Below are 26,762 nucleotides of genomic sequence, written 5' to 3'. Positions count from 1 at the left end.
GGATCGTCAGAAACCGAGCGTCAACTGTTCGTCGGCGGATCCCCGGGCCTCGCCCACGCCCTCGCGAACGCGCTTGAGGTGACGCCACTTCGGCAGCCCGTCCATGTACGCCCAGGAGACCCGGTGGTGTTCGGTGGGCCCGAGTTCCTCCAGCGCGGCACGGTGCACCGGGGACGGGTAGCCGGCGTTGTCGGCGAAGCCGTACTCCGGGCACCCCTCGCCCAATTCGGCCATCAGGCCGTCGCGGTGGACCTTGGCGAGCACCGAGGCGGCCGAGACGCAGATGCAGGACTGATCGCCCTTGATCACCGTGCGCACCCGCCAGGGGCCGCCGAGGTAGTCGTGCTTGCCGTCCAGGATCACGGCGTCGGGCTCGACCGGCAGCGCCTCCAGGGCACGCACGGCGGCCAGTCGCAGCGCCGCCGTCATGCCGAGTTCGTCGCACTCCTGCGCCGAGGCCTGCCCGAGGGCGTACGCGGTGACCCAGTCGGCGAGGACCGGGGCGAGCGCGCGGCGGCGCAGTTCGGTGAGCAGCTTGGAATCGGTCAGCCCCTCCGGCGCCTTGCGCAGGCCGGTGACGGCCGCGCCCACGGTGACCGGTCCCGCCCAGGCGCCGCGCCCGACCTCGTCCAGGCCGACCACGGTCCTGGCGCCGGCCCGGCGGAGCGAGCGTTCGACGGAGTGCGTCGGCGGGACGATGGGCATGGCGGCTTCCGTTCAACTGGGGCAGCCTCCAGCCTAAGCCCGCCCCGCGCCCGCCGGATCCGCCGCCCTCCGGCCCGCACCGAGTTCGGCACCGAGACCCACACTCGGGCTCGCGCCCGCACCACACCCGGCCCCGCCCTCGACCCTCAATCCTCAGCCCTCAGCCCTCAGCCCTCAGGCCTCAGGCCCGGATGATCGGCTGCAGCACCTCCTCCACCAGCCTGGTGGCGAAGTCCGGCCCCAGGTCCTGGAATCCGCGGATCTTGGCCTGGTAGAGCAGCATCGCCGGGATCACGTCGGCCACCAGCGGGGTTGCCGCGCCGGGCCGCACGTCACCACGCCCCGCGCCGCGCTGGAGGATCACCAGGATGGTCGCCGCGGTCGGCCCGATGACCCGGTCGTCGAGGAAGCCCTTGAAGACCTCGGCCCGTTCCTGGTCGATCTCGGCCATCAGCGCGTGGAGGGCCGCACCCACCCGGGAGGTCACCGCGGCCGCGAACGCCTCGACGAGTTGGAGGAGTTCGTCCCGGGCGGACCCGAGGTCGGGGGTGTCGTAAGGGCGTGGAAGAGTGGCGTCCAGGGCATCGATGACGAGTTCGTCCTTGGACGCCCAGCGCCGGTAGAGCGCGGCCTTCCCGGTCCGCGCCGCACCGGCGACCCCTTCCATGGTCAGCCGCGCGTACCCGCCGGAGGTGAGCTGGTCGAGCGTGGCCTCGAAGATCGCGTTCTCCAACTCCTTCCCCCGGCGCCTCCCGGGCCCGGTCAGGGCCTGACGGGCGGTCCACACCGGGCAGGGGGCCGGTCCGGCACCCGACTGCGGACCGGCCGCACCCGACTCGACCCCCGGAACACTCGATCCACCCGCCACGCCCGGGACACCCGAGGCATCCGGGACTCCCGGGGCCACGGGGGTGCCCGGGACGGCCGGAGCTCCCGGGACCACCGGAACTCCCGACGCCGCCGCTCCCGCCGCCGAGGCCAGCCCGCCCGCCGACCTGCCGGTCGACCGCCCCGACGACCGACCGGACCGGTCCGTCACCAGGCGTCGCACCAACCGCTCCATCGCCACCTCCTTAAGGAACGCTTGCGTTCACAATCAAAGCCAGGTTATCGTCCGGATTAGTGAACGATCCCGTTCCTTCCCGGTCTGCGCAAGGGCGCAGCGCCGTACCCGGGCACCGGCGGACCGCCGCTGTCCACAGCACCAGGGCACATGGCCAGCAGGGGGCACATTCGTGGCTATCTCCGACACGCTCAGCAAGAACGCACCACCACCGCAGGCCGCGAAGGGGCGGGGCAAGGGCATCACCCTGACCGTCATCGCGGCCACCCAGCTCATGGTGGTGCTCGACTCGACCATCGTGAACATCGCACTGCCGCACATCAAGAACGCGCTGAACTTCTCGACCACCGACCTGTCCTGGGTCATCAACGCCTACACGCTGACCTTCGGCGGGCTGCTGCTGCTCGGCGGTCGCGCGGGGGACATCCTCGGTCGGCGCCGGGTGTTCATCTTCGGCACCCTGCTGTTCGGCCTGGCCTCGCTGCTCGGCGGTTTCGCCCAGGACGGCGGCATGCTGCTGGCCGCCCGCGCACTCCAGGGCATCGGTGGCGCGATCTGTTCACCGACGGCCTTCGCGCTGATCGCCACCAATTTCGAGGAAGGGCCCGAGCGCAACAAGGCGTTCGGGGTGTTCTCGGCGGTGGCCGGCTCGGGCGCCGCGATCGGCCTGCTGGCCGGCGGCCTGCTCACCGAGTACCTGAACTGGCGCTGGGTGTTCTTCGTCAACGTGCCGATCGCGATCATGATCGCGATCGCCGCGCCGCGCTACATCGCCGAGTCCGAGCGCCACCCGGGCCGTTTCGACCTGCCCGGCGCGCTCACCTCGACGCTGGGCCTGGTCGGCCTGGTCTACGGGTTCATCCGGGCCGCCTCGGACGGCTGGTCGGACAGCCTCACGCTCGGCTCCTTCGCGGCCGGCGCGATCCTGCTGGCCGCCTTCCTCGTGGTGGAGAACCGCACCGACCAGCCGATCACCCCGATGCACCTGTTCGCCGACCGCAACCGCACCGGCGGCCTGGTGATGATGCTCTGCCTGGCTGCGGCCATGTTCGGCATCTTCTTCTACGTGGTGCTGTTCGTGCAGGGCCCGCTCGGCTACAGCCCGCTGATGGCCGGCGTGTCCTTCCTGCCGATCAGCGTCTCGATCATCATCGCCGCGCAGCTCGCGTCCAACCTCCAGACCAAGTACGGCCCGAAGCCGTTCATGGTGAGCGGCGCGCTGCTGGTCACCATCGGCCTCAGCTGGCTGACCCAGATGAGCAAGGACAGCGGCTACGTGGACGGGGTGCTCGGCCCCACGGTGCTGTTCGGCTTCGGCATGGGTCTGATCTTCGTCCCGGTGATGCTGCTCGCCGTCGCGGGAGTTCCGGGCGAGGAGACCGGCGCCGCCTCCGGCCTGCTCAACTCGATGCAGCAGATCGGCGGTTCGCTCGGTCTGTCGATCCTGACCACGGTCTTCGCGCACTACGCCACGGCCGAGGCCGCCACGCAGCTGCCGAAGTTCATGCAGAGCGCGAATCCGGAGCAGCTGGCCTACCTGCAGCAGCACCACGAGTTCCCGCCGGGTACGGACGCCGCCAACACCGTGCTCACCCAGGGCATTTCGCACGGTTTCATCACGGGCGCCGGGCTCGCGGCGGTCGCCCTGGTGGTCGCGGTCCTCGTGATCAAGGCCAAGGCCAGCGACCTGCCGAGCGGCGACGCCTCCCCCGTCGCCATGCACTGACACCGGCGCTGACGCCACGGCACGGCAACGCCACGACGCCCAGGGCCGGCCGGGAGCAGCACGCTCCCGGCCGGCCCTGCCGCCGCCGCTGCCGCTGCCGCTGCCGCCGCGCCATCGGCAGCGGTCCCCCGCGCCGTCGGGCTATCGGGCCCCGTACGGCAACCCGGCCCGGTCGCAGGCACTGCGACCGATCACCGCCGAGTCCCGCAGCGGCCGCTCCGCCAGCACCTGCCGGGCCCGGGCGGCCGCCAGGTTGGTCGCGTACCAGGGCTTCGACTCCCGGTCCAGGTCCTGTCCGATCAGCTCCAGCGCGCAACTCCGCTGCGGCTCGGGGAGTCGGTCCAGGGCGGGCACCGCGTCCGCCGAGAGCAGGCGGACGTTGCGCAGGTCGATGCTCGCGGTGTGCGGATCGGTCCGCAGGGCCCGCTCGTACCGGCCGACGTTCTGGTCGGCGACGATCGCGTCCGGGCCCATCAGGCCGTACACCGCGACGGCGAGCATCCCGCTGAGGACGACGACGCGCGGCAGCCAGCCGGCGCCCCGGGTCAGCCCTGCGGTGATCAGCAGCAGGAAGACGACGCCCAGCCAGACCTCGACCACGAGCACCCAGAGCCGCAGTCGGGTCAGCCCGGAGGCGTCCACGTAGAACCACATCCGGCCGAGTGCCGAGGCGACCACGGCCAGCGCGAGCACGCAGAGCAGGCCGAGCAGGATCCGCGCCACCCGGCGGTCGGCCTCGGTGGTGCGCGGCGCCCAGCGCTTGGCGACCGCCACCACGGCCAGCGTCAGCACGGTGATCACGCTCAACTGCCAGAAGCCCTGCCGGGCGTACGCGGAGCGGCTCATACCGGTGTTGCCGAGCACCGCGTCCGCCCCACCGAGCACCACCACGGCCTGGATCACCGCGAAGACGCCGAACATCAGGTCGAGCGCGACCAGCGGGAGCGCCCACTCCAGTCGCCGCCGTTCACGGCCCGGCCGGATCACCGTCCGGTCCCAGCGACGCGGGCCGGCCGCGATCCGGGCGAAGCCGAGCACGGTGAGCGTCCCGAGTACGAACAGCAGGCCGCGCGCCGGGAGTTGGCCGAGGTCGAGGTCCGGACCGAGGTTGCCCAGCAGGTCCGCCATGGCGGCGTCGGCGCTGGCGAACAGCAGGCCGAAGACGGTCAGCAGGACGACGGCGACCGCGATCGCCTTGAGCACCGGGACGATCCGGCCGCGGCCGGGCAGCGGTCGCCCCTCCATGCTCATCCAGGCCCACCCCACGGCGGGCACGAGCTGCCAGAGGAGCCCGGGCAGGGCGAACAGGACGCCCGGCCAACGGCGGCCGCCGTGCAGGGCCAGCGAGGCCAGGCCGAGCGCGCCCACGACGGCCAGCAGGGCGGGCCAACCGGCGTCCCACCAGGCCGGGACGGCGAGCAGGGCGAGCGAGAGCAGGCTCCACCCGGCCGTCCAGGGCCGGATCCGGCGGCCCGCCACCCGGGCGGCGAATCCGGCCCCGACCGCGGTGGCGGCCCCACAGATCAGCAGGTTGGCCCCCAGGCCGTCGTACAGCAGCCAGGCCGTCAACAGGCCGGTGAGCAGAGCGGCCAGGACGACCCGGGGCGTGGCCCCGGACCGGCGCTCGGGGTCGCTGCGGCGCAGCCAGCTCGCACCCGTCGAACCCTGCGGACCGTGCGGACCGTGCGGACCGGCCACGCCGTACGGGGCTTCCGCGCCCGACGGTCCGGCCGCCCGGTACAGGTCCCAGGAGGCGTACGGCCCGGCCGGCGCCTGCGGACCCGACGGCCCCTGCGGGTCGTCCGGGCTCTGCGGCCCCGACCCCGGCCCCGGCCCCGGCTTCGGCCCCGGCCCCGACACAGGTGGCGGATCGGCCGGGGCGGGCGCGGACAGACCGGACATGGGGCCCCCTCAGTGGTCGACGAGCATGCGGAAGCCGCCCTCTGGGCAGTCCGCCGGCAGGCGCGCTCGGCACCGCCGTCACCGCCGACTGTAGACCATTCTGAACAGGTTCAAAAGCTGGTTCTGAACGCGTTCAGAACCAGCTCGCCACCGGCCATCCCTCCGGCCATCCCTCCGGCACGCCCTCCGACTACCCCTTCACCGACCCCGCCAGCAGCCCCCGGACGAAGTACCGCTGCAGGCTGAAGAAGACGATCAGCGGCACGATGATCGACAGGAACGCCCCGGCCGTCAGCAGCTCCCAGCGCCCGCCGAGGGAGCCCGACAGCTGGGCCAGGCGCACCGTCATCGGCGCCACCTCCGGCGTGCCGCCCGCGAACGTCAGCGCGACCAGCAGGTCGTTCCAGACCCAGAGGAACTGGAAGATCGCGAACGAGGCCAGCGCCGGCGCGCTCAGCGGCAGCACGATCGAACGGAAGATCTTGAAGTGCGAGGCGCCGTCCACCACCGCCGCCTCCATCAGGTCGCGCGGCAGCTGGGCGATGAAGTTGTGCAGCAGGAACACCGCGAGCGGCATCGCGAACATGGTGTGCGCCAACCAGACCGGCGCGTAGCTGCCCTTCAGGTCCACCGCCGGGATCACGGTCAGCGAACCCAGGTGCGCGCCGCTGGAGAACAGGCGCAGCAGCGGGATCAGCGCCATCTGGAGCGGCACCACCTGCAGCGCGAACACCGTGAAGAACACCGCGTCGCTCCCCCGGAACCGCACCCAGGCGAGCGCGTAGGCCGCCATCGCCGCGAGCACCAGCGGGAAGACGGTCGCCGGGACGCTGATCGCCAGCGAGTTCACCAGGAACGGCATCAGGCCGGCCGAGACGCCGGGACCGCCCTCGAACAGCACCGAGTGGTAGTTGCCGAGGCCGAAGTCCGGGTGGAGCAGGGCGCTCCACCAGCCGCTGGAGGTCACGTCCTGCTTGGGGCGCAGCGAGGTCACCAGCAGGCCCAGCGTCGGGATCGTCCAGAGCACGGTCATCGCGATCACGAACACCGAGGCCAGCGGGCTGCTGAAGGCCTTGCGAACCGGGTTCCCGGGACCTCCGGCCACCTGCGGGGCCGCCTTCACGAGGACCGGCTTCGACTCCGCGGGCTTGGCGTCGGACGGCTTCGAGTCCGAGGGCCCCGAGTCGGACGGCTTCGAGTCCGAGGGCCCCGAGTCGGACGGCTCCGAGTCCGAGCGCTTCCACAGCGGGCTCACCGCACCTCACGCTCCTTCCGCAGCTGGACGATGTTGTAGGCCACCAGCGGCAGCACCGCGAGGAAGAGGATCACCGCGAGGGCCCCGCCCCGCCCGGAGTTGAACTGCACGAAGGACTGCGAGTACATCTCGTTGGCCAGCACCTGGGTGCCGAAGTTGCCGCCGGTCATGGTGCGGACGATGTCGAAGGCCTTCAGCGTGATGATCATGACGGTGGTCAGCACCACCATCACCGTGGTGCGGATCATCGGCACGGTGACGTACCAGAACAACCGCACCCCGCTCGCGCCGTCCAGCCGGGCCGCCTCCACCACCTCGCCCGGGATCGCCTTGATCGCCGCCGACAGCACCACCATCGCGAAGCCGGTCTGCACCCAGACCATCACCGCCATCAGCAGGAAGGTGTTCAGCGGCTGCGAGAGCATCCAGTTCGGCGGGTCGTCCCAGCCCAGCGCGACGGCGACTCGGCTGAGCAGGCCGATCTGCGGCTGTCCGGGCCCGCGCGACTCGTAGACGAACTTGAAGATGATCGAGGCGCCGACCAGCGAGATCGCCATCGGCATGAAGATCAGCGACTTGTACACCGACTGGCCGCGCATCCGGTCCACCAGCAGCGCCAGCAGCAGCCCCAGCCCGGTCGCCGCCAGCGGTGCGACCACCAGCCACAGCAGGGTGTTGAGCAGCACCTTCTGCACCGAGTCGGTGGTGAGGGCCCAGCCGAAGTTCTCGCCGCCGACGAACCGGGTGCCGTCGTCGTTCTGCAGGCTCAGGTAGCCGGTGCGGACCAGCGGCACCACCAGGCCGACCGCCAGCAGCAGCGCCGCCGGGCCGAGGAACACCGCGACGGCCAGCGGGCGGGCCAGCCGGCCGCGGGCCCGGCCGGCGACCAGGAAGACCACCAGCAGGATGCCGAGGAAGCCCGCGACGGCGCCGAGGGTGTTGCCGAACTTGACCGCCGCGTCGCCCCAGGAGCCGACCGCCAGGGTCTCGGCGGCCGGTGCGACGGCGGGTGACGGGTATCCGGGTACGGACAATGTCTGCGCGTCCCTTCGGGTGCGACGGGAAGGGGGGCGGGCGGTGCGGGTGGGTGGCCCCGCACCGCCCTCGACAGGTGGTCCTGGTGGGTCCGGCCCCGCCGTGCGGCCGGACGGAACGGACGGCGGAACGGACGGCGGAACGGACGGCGGAACGGACGGCGGAACGGACGGCCGACACGAACCGCTACGCCGGCCCCGGCCTGCCCCGCCCCGCTACTGCGGCCAGGCCGCGTCGATGTCGGCGGCGGTCTTCTGGATCGACTGCCCCTCGGCGAACCAGGCGGTCAGCGACTTCCACTCCTGCCCGGCGCCGACCGCCGCCGGCATCAGGTCGGAGCCGTCGAACCGGAAGGTGGCCGCCGGGTCGGTCAGCGCGTCGGCCGACAGCTTGTCGATCGGGTCGGTGTAGAGGCTCTTGTCCACGCCCTGGTTGGCCGAGACCCAGCCGCTCGCGGTCCGCACCCGGCTGCTCGCCCAGTCCGAACTGGACAGGTAGTTCTGCACCGCCTGCACCTCGGGCCGGCCGGCGAAGGCGGCCAGGAACTCGCCGCCGCCCTCGACCGGGTTGGCGACGGAGGGGTTCACCGCGGGCAGGTGGAAGGCGAAGACGTCCCCGTCCGGGCCGACCTTGGTGCCCTTGGGCCACTGCGCCTCGTAGAACGACGCCTGCTGCAGCATCATGCACTTCCCGCTCAGGACCGGCGTGCCCGCGTCCTGGAAGGTGGTGGTGGCGATCGACTTCACGTCGCCGAAGCCCGCGTTGGCCCAGGCCGGGTTCTGCATCCAGCCGGCGACCGTCTTCATCGCCGTGGTGATCTTCTCGTCGGAGAACTTCACCTGGTGGCCGACCCACTGGTCGTACACCTCGCCGCCGTAGCTGCCCAGCACCACCTCCTCCAGCCAGTCGGTGGCCGGCCAGCCGGTGGCCGTCCCGGAGGCGATGCCGCCGCACCACGGCTTGGGGCCGCCCGCCTTGGCGATCCGGTCACTGAGCGCCATCAGGTCCGCCCAGGTCTTCGGCGTCTCGTAACCGGCCGCCTTGAAGGCCTTCGGCGAGTACCAGACCAGCGACTTCATGTTGGCGCTCATCGGGGCCGCGTAGAAGGTGCCGTTGACCGAGCCGTAGGTCTTCCAGATCGGGCTCCACCTGTCCTGGTTCGCGACGGTCCCCGCGGGTGGCTTCACCACCTTGCCGCTCTTCACCATCTGCGCCAGCAGGCCCGGCTGCGGGATGATCGCGAAGTCGGGGGCGTTGCCGCCGGCCACCCGGACCGGAAGCTGTGACTCGAAGTCGTTCGAACCCTCGTAGCGGATCTTGATCCCGGTGCACGTGCTGAACTCGGCCCAGGACTTCTCCAGGTTGTCCGACTCCGGGCTCAGGATGGAGGCGAACATCGTCACGGTCGTGCCCGAATGACCGGCGTACGGCTGGTACTTGGCGCAGTCGCCGGACAGCGACGGGGCTGCGCCGCCTCCGCCGTCACTCGAACCGCCGGAACTGTTGGAGCAGGCGGCGGTCAGCGTCAGTGCCGCCACCAGGGCGGGCACGGCGACCCATCGTCGACGGTGACTCGGGTGCGGCGCGGTCGGGTTGGGAGTCAATGTGGTCCTCCTCGCCAGGGCGTGCTGCCGACGGTGGCTGAACGACATTGCGCTGTACCGGAAATGGGCCCACAGGGATCGCGGACGGACGGCGACCGAACTGATCGAAGACGTTAACGCAGCGGCAGCCCTCCGCCAAGGTCCGCGTTCGCCCTTCACGAGCCGGTGTCCCGACCGTGACCCACGACCGGCGCGATGCGGGCCGCGACTGCCGGGATCCGAGGGCCCCGCCCGAAAGTCCGTACGGGGCAGGTGTCATGACGTCACATCAGAACAGCCGGGTCGGGAGCTCCAGCAGACTGTTGACCACCAGCGACCCGCTCGGCCGCAGCTCGGCGTCCGGCACCGCCAGCGCCAGCTCCGGGAACCGCTCGAACAACGCCGGCAGCGCGACCCCCGCCTCCAGCCGTGCCAGCGGCGAGCCCGGGCAGACGTGCGGGCCGTGCCCGAAGGACAGGTGGCGGGACGGGTCCCGGGTGATGTCGAACAGCTCCGCCGTCACCCCGTGCTGCAGCGGATCGCGGCCGATCGCGTTGTACGAGACCAGCACCGGCTCGCCCGCCGGGATCACCAGGTCCCCGACCGGGACCTCCGCGGCGGTGAAGCGGAACAGGAAGTTGCTGGTCGGGGGCGTCCAGCGGAGCGACTCCTCGACCACCGCGTCCCACGACACCCGCCCCGCGCGCACCAGCTCCAGCTGGTCCGGGTGCGCCAGCAGCGCCCGCACCGCGTTGCCGATCAGGTTCACCGTGGTCTCGTGGCCGGCCGCGATGATCACCCGCAGGGTGGCCGCCGCCTCCGCGTCGGTCAGCGCCCCGCCCTCGGTGTCAGCCGCCAGCAGCGCGCTCGCCAGGTCCTCGCCGGGGGCCGAACGGCGTTGCGCCACCAGGTCGTTGACGAAGGCGTTCAGCCCGGCGACGGTCGCCTGGATGCCCTCCGGGTTCGGCTTGATGCCGAAGAACCGCTCGTACAGGTCGCGCAGCACACCGTGGTCCGACTCCGGGACGCCCAGCAGCGAGCAGATCACCGTCATCGGCAGCGGGAAGGCGAAGGCCGTCTTCAGGTCGACCTCCGGCTCACCCGCCGCCAGCGCGTCCAGCAGCGCGTGGGTGACCTCCTCGACGCGCGGACGCATCAGCTCCACCCGGCGCGGGGTGAAGGCCTGCGCGACCAGCGCCCGCAGCCGGCGGTGCTCCGCGCCGTCCGTCGTCACCATGCTCGGACCGGGCAGCGCCAGGCCGATCAGCGGCCAGGTCGTCGGCACCTCGCCGCGCTGGTAGGCCCCCCAGTGCGCGGCGTCCTTCACCAGCCGGGCGTCCGTCAGCAGGGCACGCGCCTCCGCGTGCCGGGTCACCGCCCAGGCGGCCACGCCGCCCGGCAGCTCGACCGGCACCACCGGGCCGGCGGCCCGCAGCAGGGCACCCTCGGCCGCGTTGTCACGGGCCAGCGGGTCGAGGACGATCGGGGCCGGGACAGCGGTCATCGCAACTCTCCTTCGGACGACGGGGATCGACGGGCCCGGCCACCGGCAGGCACGGGCGCCGGCGGGCACGGACACCGGGCAGGCGGCCACCGGCGGATCAGGCCTAGTGGCCCGGAGTGAACGCGACCGGCAACGCCACCAGCCCCCGCACCCAGGCCGACGGCCGCCACACCAGCGCGTGCTCGGCCACCGCCAGCCGCAGGTCCGGCAGCCGGTCCAGCAGCACCTCGATCGCGGTGGTCGCGATCACCTCGGCCGCCTCCTGGGCCGGGAACGGGCAGCCGTGCTCGCCGTACGAGTAGCTCATGTGCGCCCGGTTGCCCTCGGCCGGGCGGCCGTCGGCCCGCCGGACCGACGGGTCCGCGTTCGCCCCGGCGAAGCCCAGCAGCAGCATGTCGCCCGCGCCGATCCGCTGGCCGCCCAGCTGGGTGTCCCGGATCGCCCAGCGCCCGGCGAAGATCTGGGTCGGCGTGTCCTCCCAGAGCGCCTCGTTGAGCGCCTGGCTGATGCTGCGCCGCCCGCCCGCCAGCGAAGCGGCGAACCGCTCGTCGGTGAGCATCAGCCGCAGCGCGTTGGAGATCCAGTACGAGGACGGCTGGTGGCCGGCGATCAGCAGCACCCGCAGGTCGCGCATCACCTCGTCGTGGGTCAGCCCGGCCTCGTGCTCCAGCATCCGCGAGGCCACGTCGGCGCCCGGGTGCTCGGCCTTCTCCTCGACCAGGGCGAGCATCAGCTCCAGCAGCCGCTGGGCGCCGGCCGGCGCGTCGGGGCCGCCGTCCAGCATCGACAGCAGCGCGGCGATCAGCTGCGGCGCCTGCTCCTCGTCCAGGCCGAGCACCCGGCAGAGCACCAGCAGCGGCATCCGGTGCGCGTACTCGGCGACCAGGTCCGCCTCACCGCGGCCGGCGAACTCGTCGATCAGCCGGTCGGCGATCTCCTCGGAGTGCTTGCGCAGCTCGTACGGGTCGATCGCGGCCAGCGCGTCGGTGACCGCGCGCGAGCGCCGGACGTGCTCCTCGCCCTCGGCGTAGATGATCGAGGGGACGGGCGCCATCATCGGCTTCAGCGGCCAGTCGGCGGGCAGCGACTCCCAGGCGTTCCAGCGAGTGGAGTCACGTCCGAACAGCTGCGGCTGACCGGTCACCAGCTGCAGCTCGCGGTAGCCGATGACCAGCCAGGCCGGCACGCCGCCGGCCAGCTCGACCGGGGCGACCGGGCCGTGCGCGGCGCGCAGCTCGCGGTAAAGCTGGGCCGGGTCGGTCTGGAAGCGCGGCCCGTACAGCGGCGTGGCGCCGGCGTGCGCCGGGCAGCCCGGGGGCGGGGTGACGGCGGGCTCGGTCACGGGGTGCTCTCCTCGTACATCGCGGTGGGGGCCGCTGCCGGGGCGGCAGCCACGTCGGAGCCGGTCGGGTCGGCCGGGTCAGCCAGGTGGGCCAGGTCGGCCGCGTCGGCTCCGGCCAGGGCAGCCAGGTGGTGGACCAGCCCGATCAGCACCCGCTTGCCCGACTCGCGGTCACGCGCGTCGCAGTCCACCAGCGGCACCTCGGCCGACAGGTCCAGCGCCTCGCGGACCTGCTCCAGGCTGTGGGTCGGCTCGCCGAAGTTGTTGCGGGCCACGATGAACGGGGTGCCGTGGTGTTCCAGCCGGTCGATCGCGTACCAGGAGTCCTCCAGCCGCCGGGTGTCCACCAGGACGACCGCCCCCAGGGCGCCGCTGAACAGGCGGTCCCAGAGGAACCAGAAGCGCTCCTGCCCGGGCGCGCCGAACAGGTACAGCACCTGGCGCTCGGAGAGGGTGATCCGGCCGAAGTCGAAGGCGACCGTCGTGGAGCGCTTGCCCCAGGAACCGGCCGGGTCGATGCCCTCCCCCGCCCGGGTCATCACCTCCTCGGTGTTCAGCGGACGGATCTCGCTGACCGAACCGACCAGGGTGGTCTTGCCCACTCCGAAGCCGCCGACCACGACGATCTTGAGCGCGTTGTCGGCGGTCGCCCGCAGCGGGGTGCGCGCGGCGGCCGGCCGGACGTCAGAGCCGTTGGAGGCCATGCAGCACCTGCTTCAGCGTGTCGAGGTCGGGCAGCCGGGCCTTGTTCGGCGCGAACCGGGGGTGGCGGGCGGTGACCGCCCCGGACTCCAGGAGGTCGCCGAGCAGGATCTTCACCACCGAGATGGGCAGCGCCAGCTCCGCCGCCACCTCCACGACGGCGGTCGGGGCCTCGCACATCCGCAGGATCCGGACGTGCTCCGACTGCATCCCGGGCGCCGGCTGCCGTTCGGCGACGATCAGGGTGACCAGGTCGAAGGCGTTCTCCGGGGCGCGGCTGCGACCCTTGGTGATGGTGTAGAGGCGGTCCGGGTCGTCGTCACGGCCCGGCAGCACCGGCCCGTCCGTCATATCCCCGCGCCCTCCGGTGTGGCGGCGCTCCCGTCGGCGGCCCCGTCCGCGGCCCGCTCCTCCGCCCCGGCGCCGTGCTCCGCGCCGTCCTCCCCACCGTCCGCCGAGCCGCGGGCCGGGGCGCTGAGGTGGACGCCGATCTGCTCGATCAGACCGTGCATGTTGTGGCCGACCACGCCCACGTCCGCGTCGTCGTCGGTGACCACCGCGAGGTGGGCGCCCTCGCCGGCCGCCACGATGCACAGGATGCCGCCGTGGAACTCGGTCATCGACTGCCGGACGCCGCCGCTTCCGTCGCCGAACTCGATCGAGGCGCCGTGCGCCAGGCTCTGCAGACCGGAGGCGATCGCCGCCAGCTGGTCGGCCCGGTCCGTACTCAGCCCTGCGGTGTGGCAGAGCTTGAGGCCGTCGGCGGAGAGAACCAGGGCGTGCCGGGTGCCGGGGGTAGCCGCCAGCAGGTTCTCCAACAGCCAGTCGAGGTCGCGATCGGGGGCGCTGCTCATCAGGTGTCCTTCTCGGTGGCGGGGGAAGCGTCGGGTGTGGTGTCGGGTGCCGTGGTCGGCGTGGCGGTGGAGCCCTGCTCGCCCTCCACCGGCCGGGCGGCGGCCCGGCGGAACGCGCCGAACCGGGCGGCCGCGCTCACCGCGTCGGTGCGGACGGGCTTCGCGGCCCGGTCCGCCGCCGGGGCGGTGGTCAGCGTCTGCCCGCGCCGACGCTGCGGCAGGCCGCTGTCGGTCATCCGGGTGGGCGCGGGCGGCAGGGGGGCGGCGGGAGCGGCTGCGGTGACGCCCGCGGGAGCGGCCGGAGCGGTGAGCGCGGTCGGCGCGGGGGCCGCCGGCGGCAGCGGCGCGGGAGCCGGACGAGCGGGAGCCGGGCGGGCGGGAGTGAGCGCGGGGCGCACGGACTCCGCGCCCGGCGCCTGCCTCGACACGGACGCCGGCATGGACGCCGGCACGGACGCCGAGCCGGCTGCCGGAACAGGCGCCGCGGCCGGCGCCGGGTGCGAGACCAGCTGCTGGGGGATCAGCATCACCACCCCCGTACCGCCGCGCGCCGACGGCCGGAAGGAGATCTGCAGCCCGTGCTTGCGCGCCAGGACGCCGACCACCGCGAGCCCAAGCCGGGTCCCGGCGGACAGTGTGGTGAGGTCCAACGGATCGGCGGAGACGGCCCGTTCGGCCCGGCGCAGCCAGCTCTCGCCCAGCCCGAGCCCGCTGTCCTCGACGGTGACCACCAGCCCGGCGGGCACCTCCTCGACGTAGACGTGCACCTCGGCCGGCGGGGCGGAGAAGTTGGTGGCGTTGTCCAGCAGCTCGGCCAGCGCGTGCATGATGCCCTCGGCGGCGTAGCCTGCGACCGAGGCGGTGCTGGCGTTGTGCAGCCGCACCCGCTGGTAGGCGCCGATCCGGCCGAGCGCGCCGCGCAGCACCGACTCCACCGCGATCGGCTTGGCCCAGCGGCGGCCCGAGCGGGCACCGGTGAGCACCGCGATGCTGTCGGCCATCCGGCCCGCCTGGGCGGTCGAGTGGTCCAGGCTCAGCAGGTCGCCGAGGACCTCCTCGTCGTGCCGGTGCTGCATCTCGCGCAGTTCGGCGTGCATGCTCGTGGCCAGCGCCTGGACCCGCCCGGCGGCGGTCGCGCAGACCGCGAGCGCGGCGGCCCGCAGCCGCTCGCCCCGGCCGATCTCCTCGCCGACCGCGCGCAGCAGCGCGTACTGGGGGTGCTTGCGGTGAGCGGCCAGCGCGCTGTCCACGGCCGCGCCGTCGCGCAGCTTCTTCACCACCTCGGGCAGCACGCCCTCGGCGATCCGGTCCAGCTCGGCGCGCTCGGCCCCGGCCCGTGCCCGCTCCGCCTCGGCCACGGCCCGCTCGGCGTCCAGCTCGGCCCGCACCCGGTCCAGCTCGGCGCGCGCGGCTTCGGCGTCCGCCTCGGCGCGGGCCTGCCCCGCGCGGGCGGCGTCCCGCTCGGCCTCCGCGGCGGCGGCGCGCCCCTTGGCCGCCGTCTCGGCCTGCCGGGCGGAGCCGGCGACGACCAGCGCCGTCATCGCCTCCTGGTGCTGCTCCTCCACGTCCTCGGCGAGCCGGCGGGAGCGCTCGGCGCCGGTCGCCGCGAGGCCGACGGCGATCAGCCACAGGACGGTGACGGCGCCCACGGCGAGGGCGGTGAGCGGCTGGTTCGCGCCCAGGGCCCGGGTGACGCCGACCGGTGCGGCGACCAGCGCCAGCAGGACGGCGGCGGCCGTCAGGGCGACGGTGCGCGGCGCGGGCCGTCGGCGCGGCGGGCCGTCGGGGCTGGTGGCTTCTCTCATCGGTGCGGTCCTCGGCAACGTCGGCGGGCGGCGGCACGGCGGCGGGTCGGCGACGATCGCGACCGCCGACAGCTGGTCGGGCGCATATCAGACCGCCCGGGACGTAGCCAAACGTCTCCGGGCGGCTGATCGGTTCACGCTTTCGGCCGATCATATCGATTCAGACATTGGCCTCAAGCGGCCAGTTGACGGGCAGTCTCCTCCATCCACGAGCCGCACACCGATTGGCGACGCAACCCCCGCACGACCGAGCGGCCCGCTTCACAGTCGGCACCCGGCCGGAGGGTTCAGCCCAGCGCCCGCTCGACCGCCCGCCGCGCGACCTCCCGGTCCAGGCCCGCCCCGACCAGGACGGCGGCCACCACCTGCCGGGCCCGGTCGGTGAAACGCTCGAACATCTCTCAGCCTCCGTCCTGGTCGCCACGGGTACCGCGCTTCGCGTACTTCTTGTGCACGGCCTGCCGGGTCACCCCGAGACAGACCGCGATGTCCTGCCAGGACCAGCCCTGCGACCGGGCGCTGCCCACCTGCAGGCCCTCCAGCCGGTCCGCCAGATCACGCAGGGCCCGGACCGCCCGGAGCCCCACCGCGGGGTCACGACTGCTCGCCGCGGCCGCGAGTTCTCCGCTCTCACTCATGTCGTCAACCTTGGTTGACACCCGCCCGCCTGTCAACCCCGGTTGACAGCCTCGGTTTCACGGTCCCGGACCTCGACCCCCGCGCCACCTCCGCTTCGCCCCGCGTCCTCGATGGTTCCGGGAACGGCAAAGAGGCGGGGCGAGGACGTGAAGTCCTCGCCCCGCCTCAGGTCTTCACCTCAGGGTGAAGACCGGGTCGAACAGGGTCAGCTGCAGCCGCTGGTGGAGCCGCAGCCCTCGCAGAGGTAGCAGCTGCCGGCACGGCGCATCTTGGTGCCGCAGGAGAAGCAGAGCGGGGCGTCGGCGTTGAGGCCGAGCTGGATCTCCATCAGCTCCGTGGAGTTGTGGGCCTGCTTCGGGGCCGCCTTGGGCGCCTCGACGACCGGGACCGGCTGGACGACCACCGGGGCCGACTGGGCGAGCGACTCGGTGTCGAGCTCCTCGGCCTCCAGCGGCTCGTACGAGCCCGTCTCCAGGTGGCGCTGGCGCTCCTCGACGGAGTGGATGCCGAGCGCCGAGCGGGTCTCGAACGGCAGGAAGTCCAGCGCGAGGCGGCGGAAGATGTAGTCGACGATCGACTGCGCCATCCGCACGTCCGGGTCGTCGGTCAGACCGGCCGGCTCGAAGCGCATGTTGGTGAACTTCGAGACGTAGGTCTCCAGCGGGACGCCGTACTGCAGGCCGACCGAGACGGCGATCGAGAAGGCGTCCATCATGCCCGCGAGGGTCGAGCCCTGCTTGGACATCTTCAGGAAGACCTCGCCCAGGCCGTCGTCCGGGTAGGAGTTGGCGGTCATGTAGCCCTCGGCGCCACCGACCGTGAAGGAGGTGGTGATGCCCGGACGGCCCTTCGGCAGGCGCTTGCGGACCGGGCGGTACTCGACGACCTTCTCGACCGCGGCCGGGGCGGCGGCCTGCTCGGCCTTGGCCTCGGAGTCCTTCTTCTTGGCCGAGAGCGGCTGGCCGACCTTCGAGTTCTCGCGGTAGATGGCGAGCGCCTTGACGCCCATCTTCCACGCCTCGAAGTAGATCTCCTCGACGTCCTCGACGGTCGCGGTGGCCGGCATGTTCACGGTCTTGGAGATGGCGCCGGAGATCCACGGCTGGATCGCCGACATCATCCGCACGTGCCCCATCGGGGAGATGGAGCGCTCGCCCATCGCGCAGTCGAACACCTCGTAGTGCTCGGACTTCAGGCCCGGCGCGTCCACCACGTTGCCGTGCTCGGCGATGTGGGCGACGATCGCCTCGATCTGCTCGTCCTGGTAGCCGAGGCGCTTGAGGGCCCGCGGAACGGTGCCGTTGACGATCTGCATCGAGCCGCCGCCGACGAGCTTCTTGAACTTGACCAGGGCCAGGTCGGGCTCGACGCCGGTGGTGTCGCAGTCCATCATCAGGCCGATGGTGCCGGTCGGGGCGAGCACCGAGGCCTGGGCGTTGCGGAAGCCGTTCTGCGCGCCGAGGCGCACGACGTCCTGCCAGGTGCGGTTGGCCGCCAGCCGGACCGGGGCGTCCAGCTCGTCCACCGAGACGGCGTCGAGCGAGGCGTCCGCGTGCTGCTTCATGACCTGCTGGTGCGCGGCCGCGTTGCGGGCGTAGCCGTCGTACGGGCCCACCACACCGGCGAGTTCGGCGCCGCGGCGGTAGGCGGTGCCGGTCATCAGCGAGGTGATGGCGCCGGCCAGGGCGCGGCCGCCCTCGCTGTCGTAGGCGTGGCCGGTGGCCATCAGCAGGGCGCCGAGGTTGGCGTAGCCGATGCCGAGCTGGCGGTAGGCCCGGGTGGTCTCGCCGATCTTCTCGGTCGGGAAGTCGGCGAAGCAGATGGAGATGTCCATCGCGGTGATGACCAGCTCGACCACCTTGGCGAAGGTCGCCGCGTCGAAGGAGTCGTCGTCGCGCAGGAACTTCATCAGGTTGAGCGAGGCGAGGTTGCAGCTGGAGTTGTCCAGGTGCATGTACTCGGAGCAGGGGTTGGAGGCGTTGATGCGCCCCGACTCCGGGCAGGTGTGCCAGTGGTTGATGGTGGAGTCGTACTGGATGCCGGGGTCGGCGCAGGCCCAGGCGGCCTCGGCCATCTTGCGGAAGAGCTTCTTCGCGTCGACGGTCTCGATGACCTCGCCGGTCATCCGGGCGCGCAGGCCGAATTCGGTGCCGTTCTCGACGGCGGTCATGAATTCGTCGGAGACCCGGACCGAGTTGTTGGCGTTCTGGTACTGGACGGAGGTGATGTCGTCCCCGCCGAGGTCCATGTCGAAGCCCGCGTCGCGCAGGGCGCGGATCTTCTCCTCCTCCTTCACCTTGGTCTCGATGAAGGCCTCGACGTCCGGGTGGTCGACGTCGAGCACGACCATCTTGGCCGCCCGGCGGGTGGCGCCGCCGGACTTGATGGTGCCGGCCGAGGCGTCGGCGCCGCGCATGAAGGAGACCGGGCCGGAGGCGTTGCCGCCGGAGGACAGCAGCTCCTTCGAGGAGCGGATCCGGGAGAGGTTGAGGCCGGCGCCGGAGCCGCCCTTGAAGATCATGCCCTCTTCCTTGTACCAGTCGAGGATCGACTCCATGGAGTCGTCGACGGACAGGATGAAGCAGGCGCTGACCTGCTGGGGCTGCTTGGTGCCGACGTTGAACCAGACCGGCGAGTTGAAGCTGAACACCTGGTGGAGGAGGGCGTGCGTCAGCTCGTGCTCGAAGATCTCGGCGTCGTCCGGGGTGGCGAAGTAGCCGTGCTTCTCGCCGGCCGCGCGGTAGGTGAGCACCACGCGGTCGATGATCTGCTTGAGGCTCCACTCGCGCTGCGGGGTGCCGACCGCGCCGCGGAAGTACTTGGAGGTGACGATGTTGACGGCGTTGACCGACCAGAAGTCGGGGAACTCGACGCCGCGCTGCTCGAAGTTGATCGACCCGTCACGCCAGTTGGTCATGACGACGTCGCGACGCTCCCAGCGGACCTCGTCGTACGGGTGCACGCCAGGAGTGGTGTAGATGCGCTCCGTCCGGAGACCGCCCTTCGAGGCCTTCGTGCCCTTGGCCGCGGCCTTCTCGGACTTCGACCCGCGTGCGGAACCGCTCGTGGTGTCTGTCACTTCTCGCTCCTCCTCCTGGGCAAACGCCCGAAGTGCCCTGAAAAATCCGGGCACCGCTGGTTCGTTCTTCCGGTGTGCGGGCAGGCGGAGACCCTGCCTGTTTGCGCACGGTTTGTAGTGTTCTGCGTCCCGTTTCCGGGCACGCCGGGGCCCCGTGGGGCCGGTGTGGTGCGGCCGGACCCCGATCGGGGCCGATGGGCCGGCGCCTCCTAGGGCGCGGCGGCGGAGACGGACACGCGGGCGTCGTCCGTCTCCGGGGTGCGGGGCCGTTCGGCGCGGAGTTCCGCGATGGCGGCCTCGAAGTCTTCCAGTCCGTCGTAGGCCTGGTACACGCTGGCGAAGCGCAGGTACGCGACCACGTCGAGTTCCTTGAGCGGGCCGAGTATGGCCAGGCCCACGTCGTGGGTGGTCAGCTCGGCGCTGCCGCTGGCGCGCACGCACTCCTCGACTCGCTGGCCGAGCTGGGCCAGCGCGTCCTCGGTGACCGGTCGGCCCTGGCAGGCCTTGCGGACGCCGGTGATGACCTTCTGCCGGGAGAACGGCTCGGTGACGCCGCTGCGCTTGATGACCATCAGCGCGGCCGTCTCCACCGTGGTGAAGCGGCGGCCGCAGTCAGGGCACTGCCGGCGGCGCCGGATACAGCTGCCGTCCTCGGTGGTCCGGCTGTCGACAACGCGGCTGTCGGAGTGCCGGCAGAAGGGGCAGTGCACCTCGGGATCCCTCCCTGGCAGATCGTGCGGACCGGTCGAGTCTAAGCGATGTGCCCCCGCTCTCGGCAAGCCGATCATGCGGGCGACCACTAGTACTGGGCACGGAGAGGACTGTAGCCACTACATCTAGGCCTTCGGGGGAAGCACCACCCCTGGCGTGTCGACGCCGATTAGACTGCCGGAGTCGACTTCCGGTCGAACATTTACTCGATGTACAACAAAGCCTTGATCGAGTCAGCCAACTCCCGAATAATTCACTCGAACGTGTGTTTGGCGCAACCTTTCGATAGGCGGTGCGTTGGGCTGGAAAAGGGAGAGGACAGCCGTCGAGAGGGGCCGCCGTGAACACGATCGAAAGCAACACCATCCCGGTGCAGGAACACTCCCAGTTCAAGGTGGGGCAGCGCACCACGAATCAGCAGAGTGTGGACATCAGCATGGACCGCAGCGAAGACCACCGGCTCTCCGGCACGGCCCTTTCCGGCTCGAACCGGGTGCCCGACCAGCCGATCGAACACTCCCCCGCCCTGGATGACGCCCACCCCGCGCCGGCCCGCGCGACGCCCGGCCGCCCCCCCGGCATCCGGACCGACGAGGCCGGCCTCACCGAGCGCCAGCGCCGGGTGATCGAGGTCATCCGGGATTCCGTCCAGCGCCGGGGGTACCCGCCGTCCATGCGCGAGATCGGCCAGGCCGTCGGCCTGTCCAGCACCTCCTCGGTGGCCCACCAGCTGATGGCCCTGGAGCGCAAGGGCTTCCTCCGCCGGGACCCGCACCGTCCGCGCGCCTACGAGGTCCGCGGCGTCGAGGTGGCCCGTCCCAACACCGCCGAGACGGCCGGCCGGCCGTCCACCTCCTACGTGCCGCTGGTGGGCCGGATCGCGGCCGGCGGGCCGATCCTGGCCGAGCAGACGGTCGAGGACGTCTTCCCGCTGCCCCGCCAGCTGGTCGGCGAGGGCGAGCTGTTCGCGCTCACCGTGCGCGGCGACTCGATGATCGAGGCCGCCATCTGCGACGGCGACTGGGTCACGGTGCGCCGCCAGCCGGTCGCCGAGAACGGCGACATCGTGGCCGCGATGATCGACGGCGAGGCCACCGTCAAGCGGCTCAAGCGCGAGGACGGCCGGATCTGGCTGATGCCGCACAACCCGGCGTACGAGCCGATCAACGGCGACAACGCGACCATCCTGGGCAAGGTCGTCGCGGTCCTGCGCCGCCTCTGAGCGCCCGCCGCCTGCCGCCCGCACGGCACGGGGCGGCGCACCCGGCCGGACACGGACCGGGCCACGGACACCGGGAAGGGGCTCCACCGCACCCGCGGGGAGCCCCTCCGGCGTTTGCCGCTCCGGCGTTGCCGTTCCGGCGTTCCTCCTCAGCCGCGCTTCTCCACCGGCCGCACCGGCGCCGCCGAGGCGTCGATCGCCGCCAGCGAGCGGCGCACCTGGTTGCGGTCCGTGGTGTACCAGAACTCGGGCATCGAGGAGCGGAAGAAGCCCCCGTACCGCTTGGTCTCCACCCGCGGGTCGAGCACCGCGACCACGCCCCGGTCGTCCGCCGCGCGCACCAGCCGGCCCGCGCCCTGCGCCATCAGCAGCGCCGCGTGCGTCGCCGCGACCGCCATGAAGCCGTTCCCGCCGCGCTGTTCGACGTCCTTCTGACGGGCGCTCATCAGCGGGTCGTCCGGCCGCGGGAACGGGATCCGGTCCATCACGACCAGCTGGCAGGACGAGCCGGGCACGTCCACGCCCTGCCAGAGCGAGAGCGTGCCGAACAGGCAGGTGGACGCGTCCGCGGCGAAGTCCCGGATCAACTCGCCCAGGGTGTCCTCCCCCTGGAGCAGGATCCGCTGGTCCAGCCGCTCGCGCATCGCCTCGGCGGCCGTCTGGGCGCCGCGCATCGAGGAGAACAGCCCCAGCGTCCGCCCGCCGGCCGCGCCGATCAGTTCGGCCAACTCGTCCAGCATGTCCGGCCGTTCGGGATCGCGCCCGGGATCGGCCAGGTGCCTGGCGACGTACAGGATGCCCTGCTTGGGGTACTTGAACGGGGAGCCGACGTCGATCCCGCGCCAGTACTGCACCGCGTCCTCGCCGAACCCCGGGCCGGGCTCCGGATTGTCCCCGGCCGTGCGGACGTCCGGCAGCCGGGTCTCGGAGGGCAGGCCGACGGAGGCCGCGACACCGTTGAAGTCCCCGCCGAGCTTGAGCGTGGCCGAGGTGAGGACGACCGAGCGCTCCTTGTACAGCCCCTCCCGCAGCAGCCCGGAGACGCTCAGCGGGGCGACCCGCAGCGAGGCGGTGCCCAGCCCGTAGCGGTCGCTGCGCTCGATCCAGACCACGTCGTACTCGGAGTCCTCCAGCAGCCGCTCGGCGGTCTCGTGCAGCGTCTCGGCCGAGGCCATCGCCTGCTTGCGGACGGCGTCCTCGTCGCTGAGCCCCTTGTCCCTGGTCTCGCCCAGCGAGGTGATCACCTGGCGGGAGGCGTCCCGGATCGCGGTGACCGCGTACGCCAGGTACTCGGGCAGTTCCTCGACCCGGCCGGGCTGGGCGGTCTCCATCAGGCCGTGGTAGTTCTCGGCGGCGGCCTGCAGGGCGTCCACGGCCTTCTCGTTGGCGAGCCGGGCGGCCCGCTTCACGGCCCGGTTGACCGCGCCGACGGTCAGCTCGGCGGTGGCCGCGCCGGTGACCCGGTTGACCAGCTCGTGGGCCTCGTCGACGATCAGCAGTCCGTGCTCGGGCAGCACCGGCGCGCCCTCGATCGCGTCGATCGCGAGCATCGCGTGGTTGGTGACCACCACGTCGGCCAGCTTGGCCCGCTCCCGCGCCTTCTCGGCGAAGCACTCCTGCCCGTACGCGCAGCGGGTGGCGCCCAGGCACTCCTTGGAGGTGACCGACAGCTGGGCCCAGGCCTTGTCGGAGACGCCGGGGCTGAGGTCGTCGCGGTCCCCGGTGTCGGTCTCCTCGGCCCAGTCGCGCAGCCGCAGCACGTCCTGCCCGAGCTTGCCGGTGGGCCCGCCGAGCGCGTCCACCGGGTCGAACAGGCCCTCGCCCTCGTCGCTCGGGGTGCCCTCGTTGGCCCGGTGCAGGCACAGGTAGTTGGAGCGGCCCTTGAGCATCGCGAACAGCGGGCGGCGGCGCAGCGCCGGGTGCAGCGCCTCGACGGTGCGCGGCAGGTCCCGCTCCACCAGCTGGCGCTGCAGCGCCAGGGTGGCGGTGGCGATCACCACGCGGTCCCCGTGGGCGAGCGCGGGCACCAGGTAGGCGAGGGACTTCCCGGTGCCGGTGCCGGCCTGGACGAGCAGGTGCTCGCCGTGGTCGACGGCGTCGGCGACGGCCTCGGCCATCCGGACCTGACCGGGGCGCTCGACGCCGCCGACGGCCGCCACGGCGGCGTGCAGCAGGTCGGGGATCCGCGAGCGCGGGACGGCGACGGGCTCGTCGGCGTCTTCGCCGTGGTCCGCCGCGAGCTGGGATTCGGAGTCGTTCGTCATGACGCTCCCACCCTACGGGGCGGGGGTGACAATCCGGGCCCCTCGCGCGGACGGCCGCACGTCCACCTCCACCAGCGCGTTCGGCACGGTCCCGAACCGGGCGGCGTGCGGGCGGTGCGGGCGGTCCTGGTAGCCGTCCAGGAGCAGCCGGTTGCGGTTGAGGCAGAGCCGGTCGATCCGGGGCCGGAACAGGTCGAACAGCTCGAAGCGCTCGCTCAGCTCGGGGAAGCGGTCCTGGTGGCGGCGGATCCCGGCCCGCAGCAGGGCCCAGAACTCGGCCTCGGGCAGTCCGGTGTGCGCCTCCAGCAGCGGGGCGAGGTAGCGGAAGACGCCGATGAACAGCCCGGAGTGGATGAACTGGCAGAGCCCCTGCGCGCCTTCCCGGAGCAGCACGTCGGCCACCTCGGCGGGCAGGTCGCGCAGCTCGGGGAGGTCGTGCGAGCTGAGGTTGACGTCGTCCACGAAGTCCTTGACCGCGAGCCGGGCCGGGGTGTCCCGCTCGTCGAAGACCACGATGGCGTTCTCGCCGTGCGGGGAGAAGACCAGTCCGTAGCGGTAGAGGAAGTGCAGCAACGGCGGCAGCATCGCGGCGAACAGCCGGCCGGTCCACTCGGCGGGGGTGAGCCCGGAGCGGGCGATCAGCTCGGCGGCGAGGGCCCGCCCGTCGGAGCCGGTCTGCAGCAGGGCGGCCAGGGTGCGGGCGCGCTCGCCGTCGTCGAGGAAGGGGCCGAGCGGTTCGCGCCAGATCGCGCCGAGCAGTTCCTTGTACTGGTAGGGCGCCTCGGGCATCTCCCCGTACAACGGGTGGTCGACGGTGACGGAGGCGATCTCGCCGAGAAGGACGACCCGGCACTCGTCGCGCAGGAACGGGTCGGCGTCGCGCAGGCCGTGCAGCCAGGCGGTGACGGCGGGCGCGGCGAGGGTGCGTTCGGTGGGCAGACCGCGCCAGACCAGGGTGTTGAGGATGGACAGCGGCAGCTTGACGGTGCAGCGCTCGGGGCGGGCGGTGTTGAAGAAGGAGCGGATGGACTGCTGGGGCAGCCGTGGGTCGCCGTCGGAGGGCAGCGGGACGATCTCGCCGGAGGCGATCCAGGGCGCGAACAGCGGCAGGACCGTCTCGTCCCACTGCCAGGGGTGGACGGGCAGCAGCAGGTAGTCGTCGGCGTCCGGGCCGAGCGCGGCGCGCAGTGCGTCCGGGTCGTCCAGCTCGCGGGCGTACAGCTGCTCGGGGCGCTCCAGGCCGGGCACGCCGCGGTACTGGGCGAGCCGGCGGTGCACGGCGATCCAGGGCAGCGGGCGGGGGCTGCGGGCCTCCGGGGCCCAGCGGGCGGCGTCGCCGGCCGAGAAGCCGATCCGGCCCTTGTTGGGGACGATCCACGGGTGGCCGCCCTGGCGGCCCTCCAGCGCGGCGTGGTCGAGTTCGGCGAGTTCGGCGGCGGTGAGCGCGGTGGCGAGCTGGCGGGCGTCGGCGGTCAGGGTGGCGGAGAGCTCGCGGATCAGGTGGGCGGTGGTCTCGCCGCGCATCCCGAGGGTCTCGCGGGCGTACGGGAGGAAGCGCAGCGGGTCCAGGCCGTCCGGGCGGGAGCAGCGGATCGACTCCGGGTCGACCTGCCAGCCGTCGTAGGCGCCGCGCCGGGCGGTGAAGCGGTACTCGGCCTCCGGCAGCTTCAGCAGGTACTCGCCGTCGAGGGCCCCGGGGACGGGTTTGAGCAGCTCCTCGTAGGCGAACTCGCCGAGCATCTTGGCCAGCAGGGCGCGGCCGGCCCGCTGCCAGTGCCCGGCGGTGAGGTGAGGGGGCAGGTAGAGCGGCGGTTCAGCGGCCGGCTGTTGCGGCACGGGTCAGCTCCTGGGGGCGGGGGAGGACGGGGGTCTGCTCGGGGGACGCGGGGACCGACGGTGCCTGGGCGGCCGGTGCCTGGTTGGCCGACGCCTGGTTGGCCGGCGCCGCGACGGGCGGCGCGAAGCCGGTCCAGGCGGTGCGGCCGGGCAGCCGGTGGACGGTCCGCCCGGTGACGGCGTTGAGGATCACGGCGGCCCGGTGGGCGCCGAGCCCGAGGTCGGGCGTGCCGACACCGTGGGTGTGCAGCTCGGCGTTCTGGACGTAGAGGCCGCCGGTGAGCCCGGGCCGGGTGGCGACCCGGTGGTCGAGGTCGACCCGGTAGCGCCCGTGCTCGTCCCAGTCGATCAGGTCGGCGAGCGGTTCGAGCGCGGCCGGGCGGGCGGCCCGGTAGCCGGTGGCGAGCACCACGGCGTCGGTGCGCAGGACGTGCTCGGCGCCGGAGTCGGTGTGTCGGCAGTGCAGTTCGAGGCCGCCGCAGGGGCCGGGGCGGGCGTCGGTGACGGCGGTGCCGGGGGTGATCTCGACCGGGGCGGCGTCGATCGGGCGGCCGATGGTGCGCTCGTAGAGGTGGTCGTGGATCTCCGCGAGGGTCTCGGCGCTGGCTGCCTTGTGCAGTTGCCACTGGGCGGTGACCAGGGCGTCCCGGACGGGACCGGGCAGGCCGTGGAAGTAGCGGGTGTAGTCGGGGGTGAAGTGCTCCAGGCCGAGTTTGGAGTACTCCATGGGCGCGAGCGCCCGGGTGCGGGTGAGCCAGCGCAGCCGGACGCCGTCGCCCTCGTGGCGGCGGAGCAGGTCGAGGAAGACCTCGGCGCCGGACTGTCCGCTGCCGACCACGGTGAGGTCCCGGGCACCGGCCAGGTCGGCGCGGCGGTCCAGGTAGTCGGCGGAGTGGAAGACCCGCGGATGGCCGGCGAGCCCCGCGAAGGCCTCGGGCAGCACGGGGCGGGTTCCGACGCCGAGGGCGAGGTTGCGGGCCCGTACCGAGGAGCGCCGCCCGGTCGCGGTGTCGGTCAACTCGACCCGGTAGCCGGAGCCTTCCCGGTGCAGGGCGGTGACCTCGGTGCCGAAGCGGCAGTTGGCCAGCCGCTCGGCGGCCCAGCGGCAGTAGTGGTCGTACTCGCGGCGCGGCAGCTGGAAGCGCTCGGCGAAGTAGAACGGGAACAGCCGGTCCTGCTCGCGCAGGTAGTTGAGGAAGGACCACGGGTTGGTCGGGTCCACCAGCGAGACCAGGTCGGCGAGGAACGGCACCTGCATCCGGGCCCCGTCCACCAGCATCCCGTGGTGCCAGCGGAACTCCGGCCGCTGGTCGCAGAAGAGCGTGCGCAGGCCGGGGACGGGCTCGGCGAGCGCGGCGAGCGAGAGGTTGAACGGTCCGATGCCGACGCCGAGCAGGTCGTAGGGCGGCGGGGATGCTGGGGTGTTCACGGGGTAGTCCTCGTCAGGCGCGGGTCGGGGTCGGCCGGGTCGGGCCGGTCGGGATCGGACGGATCAGGCGGGTCGGGCGGGTCGGGCGGGCCACGCCGGCGCGGCT

General features: G+C 72.7%; 19 protein-coding genes and 1 pseudogene. 2 read left to right on the top strand and 18 right to left on the bottom strand.

Annotation, left to right across the window (positions count from 1 at the left end):
• Positions 1–6 precede the first annotated feature (6 nt).
• Both AB0Q99_RS20960 and AB0Q99_RS20955 read right to left on the bottom strand, forming a co-directional pair.
• Positions 7–705 (bottom strand): ribonuclease HII, encoded by a 699-nt coding sequence (locus AB0Q99_RS20960; protein ID WP_363573911.1) that lies wholly within the window; start codon positions 703–705, stop codon positions 7–9.
• A 181-nt stretch (positions 706–886) separates the two neighbouring features.
• Entirely contained in the window at positions 887–1,438 is a 552-nt protein-coding gene (locus tag AB0Q99_RS20955; RefSeq protein ID WP_363573909.1) for a TetR/AcrR family transcriptional regulator, read from the bottom strand.
• A gap of 508 nt (positions 1,439–1,946) precedes the next feature.
• On the opposite strand from AB0Q99_RS20955, the gene AB0Q99_RS20950 reads away from it, so the two are divergent.
• A complete protein-coding gene (locus AB0Q99_RS20950) occupies positions 1,947–3,494 on the top strand; it encodes an MFS transporter (RefSeq protein ID WP_363573991.1) in 1,548 nt (515 codons plus the stop codon).
• A 141-nt stretch (positions 3,495–3,635) separates the two neighbouring features.
• Here AB0Q99_RS20950 and AB0Q99_RS20945 read toward each other — a convergent pair whose 3' ends face one another.
• From AB0Q99_RS20945 to nrdR, 13 genes and pseudogenes are all read right to left on the bottom strand, one after another.
• Complete coding sequence (locus AB0Q99_RS20945; protein ID WP_363573907.1) at positions 3,636–5,396, bottom strand: DUF4153 domain-containing protein; 1,761 nt, start codon at positions 5,394–5,396, stop codon at positions 3,636–3,638.
• A 190-nt stretch (positions 5,397–5,586) separates the two neighbouring features.
• Positions 5,587–6,651: a carbohydrate ABC transporter permease gene (locus AB0Q99_RS20940; protein ID WP_363573906.1), complete on the bottom strand. Its 1,065-nt coding sequence runs from the start codon at positions 6,649–6,651 to the stop codon at positions 5,587–5,589.
• Complete coding sequence (locus AB0Q99_RS20935) at positions 6,648–7,685, bottom strand: sugar ABC transporter permease (RefSeq protein WP_363573904.1); 1,038 nt, start codon at positions 7,683–7,685, stop codon at positions 6,648–6,650. Before AB0Q99_RS20935 ends, AB0Q99_RS20940 begins: the two co-directional genes overlap by 4 nt.
• 216 nt (positions 7,686–7,901) lie before the next feature.
• Entirely contained in the window at positions 7,902–9,236 is a 1,335-nt protein-coding gene (locus tag AB0Q99_RS20930; protein ID WP_363573902.1) for an ABC transporter substrate-binding protein, read from the bottom strand.
• Between the two features lie 322 nt (positions 9,237–9,558).
• Entirely contained in the window at positions 9,559–10,773 is a 1,215-nt protein-coding gene (locus AB0Q99_RS20925; RefSeq protein WP_363573900.1) for a cytochrome P450, read from the bottom strand.
• Between the two features lie 103 nt (positions 10,774–10,876).
• Positions 10,877–12,067: pseudogene (locus AB0Q99_RS20920) on the bottom strand (cytochrome P450); the annotation flags it as partial.
• Positions 12,068–12,111: 44 nt separating this feature from the next.
• Positions 12,112–12,819: an ATP/GTP-binding protein gene (locus AB0Q99_RS20915; RefSeq protein ID WP_363573898.1), complete on the bottom strand. Its 708-nt coding sequence runs from the start codon at positions 12,817–12,819 to the stop codon at positions 12,112–12,114.
• Entirely contained in the window at positions 12,800–13,168 is a 369-nt protein-coding gene (locus AB0Q99_RS20910) for a DUF742 domain-containing protein (protein ID WP_363573896.1), read from the bottom strand. The genes AB0Q99_RS20915 and AB0Q99_RS20910 overlap by 20 nt, the downstream gene beginning before the upstream one ends.
• Entirely contained in the window at positions 13,165–13,671 is a 507-nt protein-coding gene (locus AB0Q99_RS20905) for a roadblock/LC7 domain-containing protein (protein WP_363573894.1), read from the bottom strand. Before AB0Q99_RS20905 ends, AB0Q99_RS20910 begins: the two co-directional genes overlap by 4 nt.
• A complete protein-coding gene (locus tag AB0Q99_RS20900) occupies positions 13,671–15,476 on the bottom strand; it encodes an ATP-binding protein (RefSeq protein WP_363573893.1) in 1,806 nt (601 codons plus the stop codon). The genes AB0Q99_RS20905 and AB0Q99_RS20900 overlap by 1 nt, the downstream gene beginning before the upstream one ends.
• Before the next feature lie 401 nt (positions 15,477–15,877).
• Entirely contained in the window at positions 15,878–16,114 is a 237-nt protein-coding gene (locus AB0Q99_RS20895) for an RNA polymerase subunit sigma-70 (RefSeq protein WP_363573891.1), read from the bottom strand.
• Between the two features lie 206 nt (positions 16,115–16,320).
• A complete protein-coding gene (locus AB0Q99_RS20890; RefSeq protein ID WP_363573889.1) occupies positions 16,321–19,194 on the bottom strand; it encodes a vitamin B12-dependent ribonucleotide reductase in 2,874 nt (957 codons plus the stop codon).
• A 209-nt stretch (positions 19,195–19,403) separates the two neighbouring features.
• On the bottom strand, positions 19,404–19,904 hold the full coding sequence (nrdR, locus tag AB0Q99_RS20885; RefSeq protein ID WP_350523372.1) for a transcriptional regulator NrdR: 501 nt from the start codon (positions 19,902–19,904) through the stop codon (positions 19,404–19,406).
• Between the two features lie 341 nt (positions 19,905–20,245).
• On the opposite strand from nrdR, the gene lexA reads away from it, so the two are divergent.
• Complete coding sequence (lexA, locus tag AB0Q99_RS20880; protein ID WP_363573887.1) at positions 20,246–21,127, top strand: transcriptional repressor LexA; 882 nt, start codon at positions 20,246–20,248, stop codon at positions 21,125–21,127.
• Between the two features lie 149 nt (positions 21,128–21,276).
• Here the strand turns inward: lexA and AB0Q99_RS20875 are convergent, their stop codons facing one another.
• Genes AB0Q99_RS20875 through AB0Q99_RS20865 form a run of 3 tightly spaced genes read right to left on the bottom strand, consistent with a single transcriptional unit; the run spans position 21,277 to position 26,656 of the window.
• Positions 21,277–23,391 (bottom strand): ATP-dependent DNA helicase, encoded by a 2,115-nt coding sequence (locus AB0Q99_RS20875; RefSeq protein WP_363573885.1) that lies wholly within the window; start codon positions 23,389–23,391, stop codon positions 21,277–21,279.
• 12 nt (positions 23,392–23,403) lie between these two features.
• Positions 23,404–25,227, bottom strand: a complete 1,824-nt coding sequence (locus tag AB0Q99_RS20870; protein ID WP_363573883.1) for an IucA/IucC family siderophore biosynthesis protein — start codon at positions 25,225–25,227, stop codon at positions 23,404–23,406.
• Positions 25,205–26,656, bottom strand: coding sequence for a SidA/IucD/PvdA family monooxygenase (locus AB0Q99_RS20865; protein ID WP_363573881.1), 1,452 nt, complete (start codon positions 26,654–26,656; stop codon positions 25,205–25,207). Before AB0Q99_RS20865 ends, AB0Q99_RS20870 begins: the two co-directional genes overlap by 23 nt.
• Positions 26,657–26,762 lie beyond the last annotated feature (106 nt).

This window comes from Kitasatospora sp. NPDC086791, assembly GCF_040685975.1.
Taxonomy (GTDB): Bacteria; Actinomycetota; Actinomycetes; order Streptomycetales; family Streptomycetaceae; genus Kitasatospora.
This window is presented reverse-complemented; position numbering and strand designations above follow the sequence as displayed.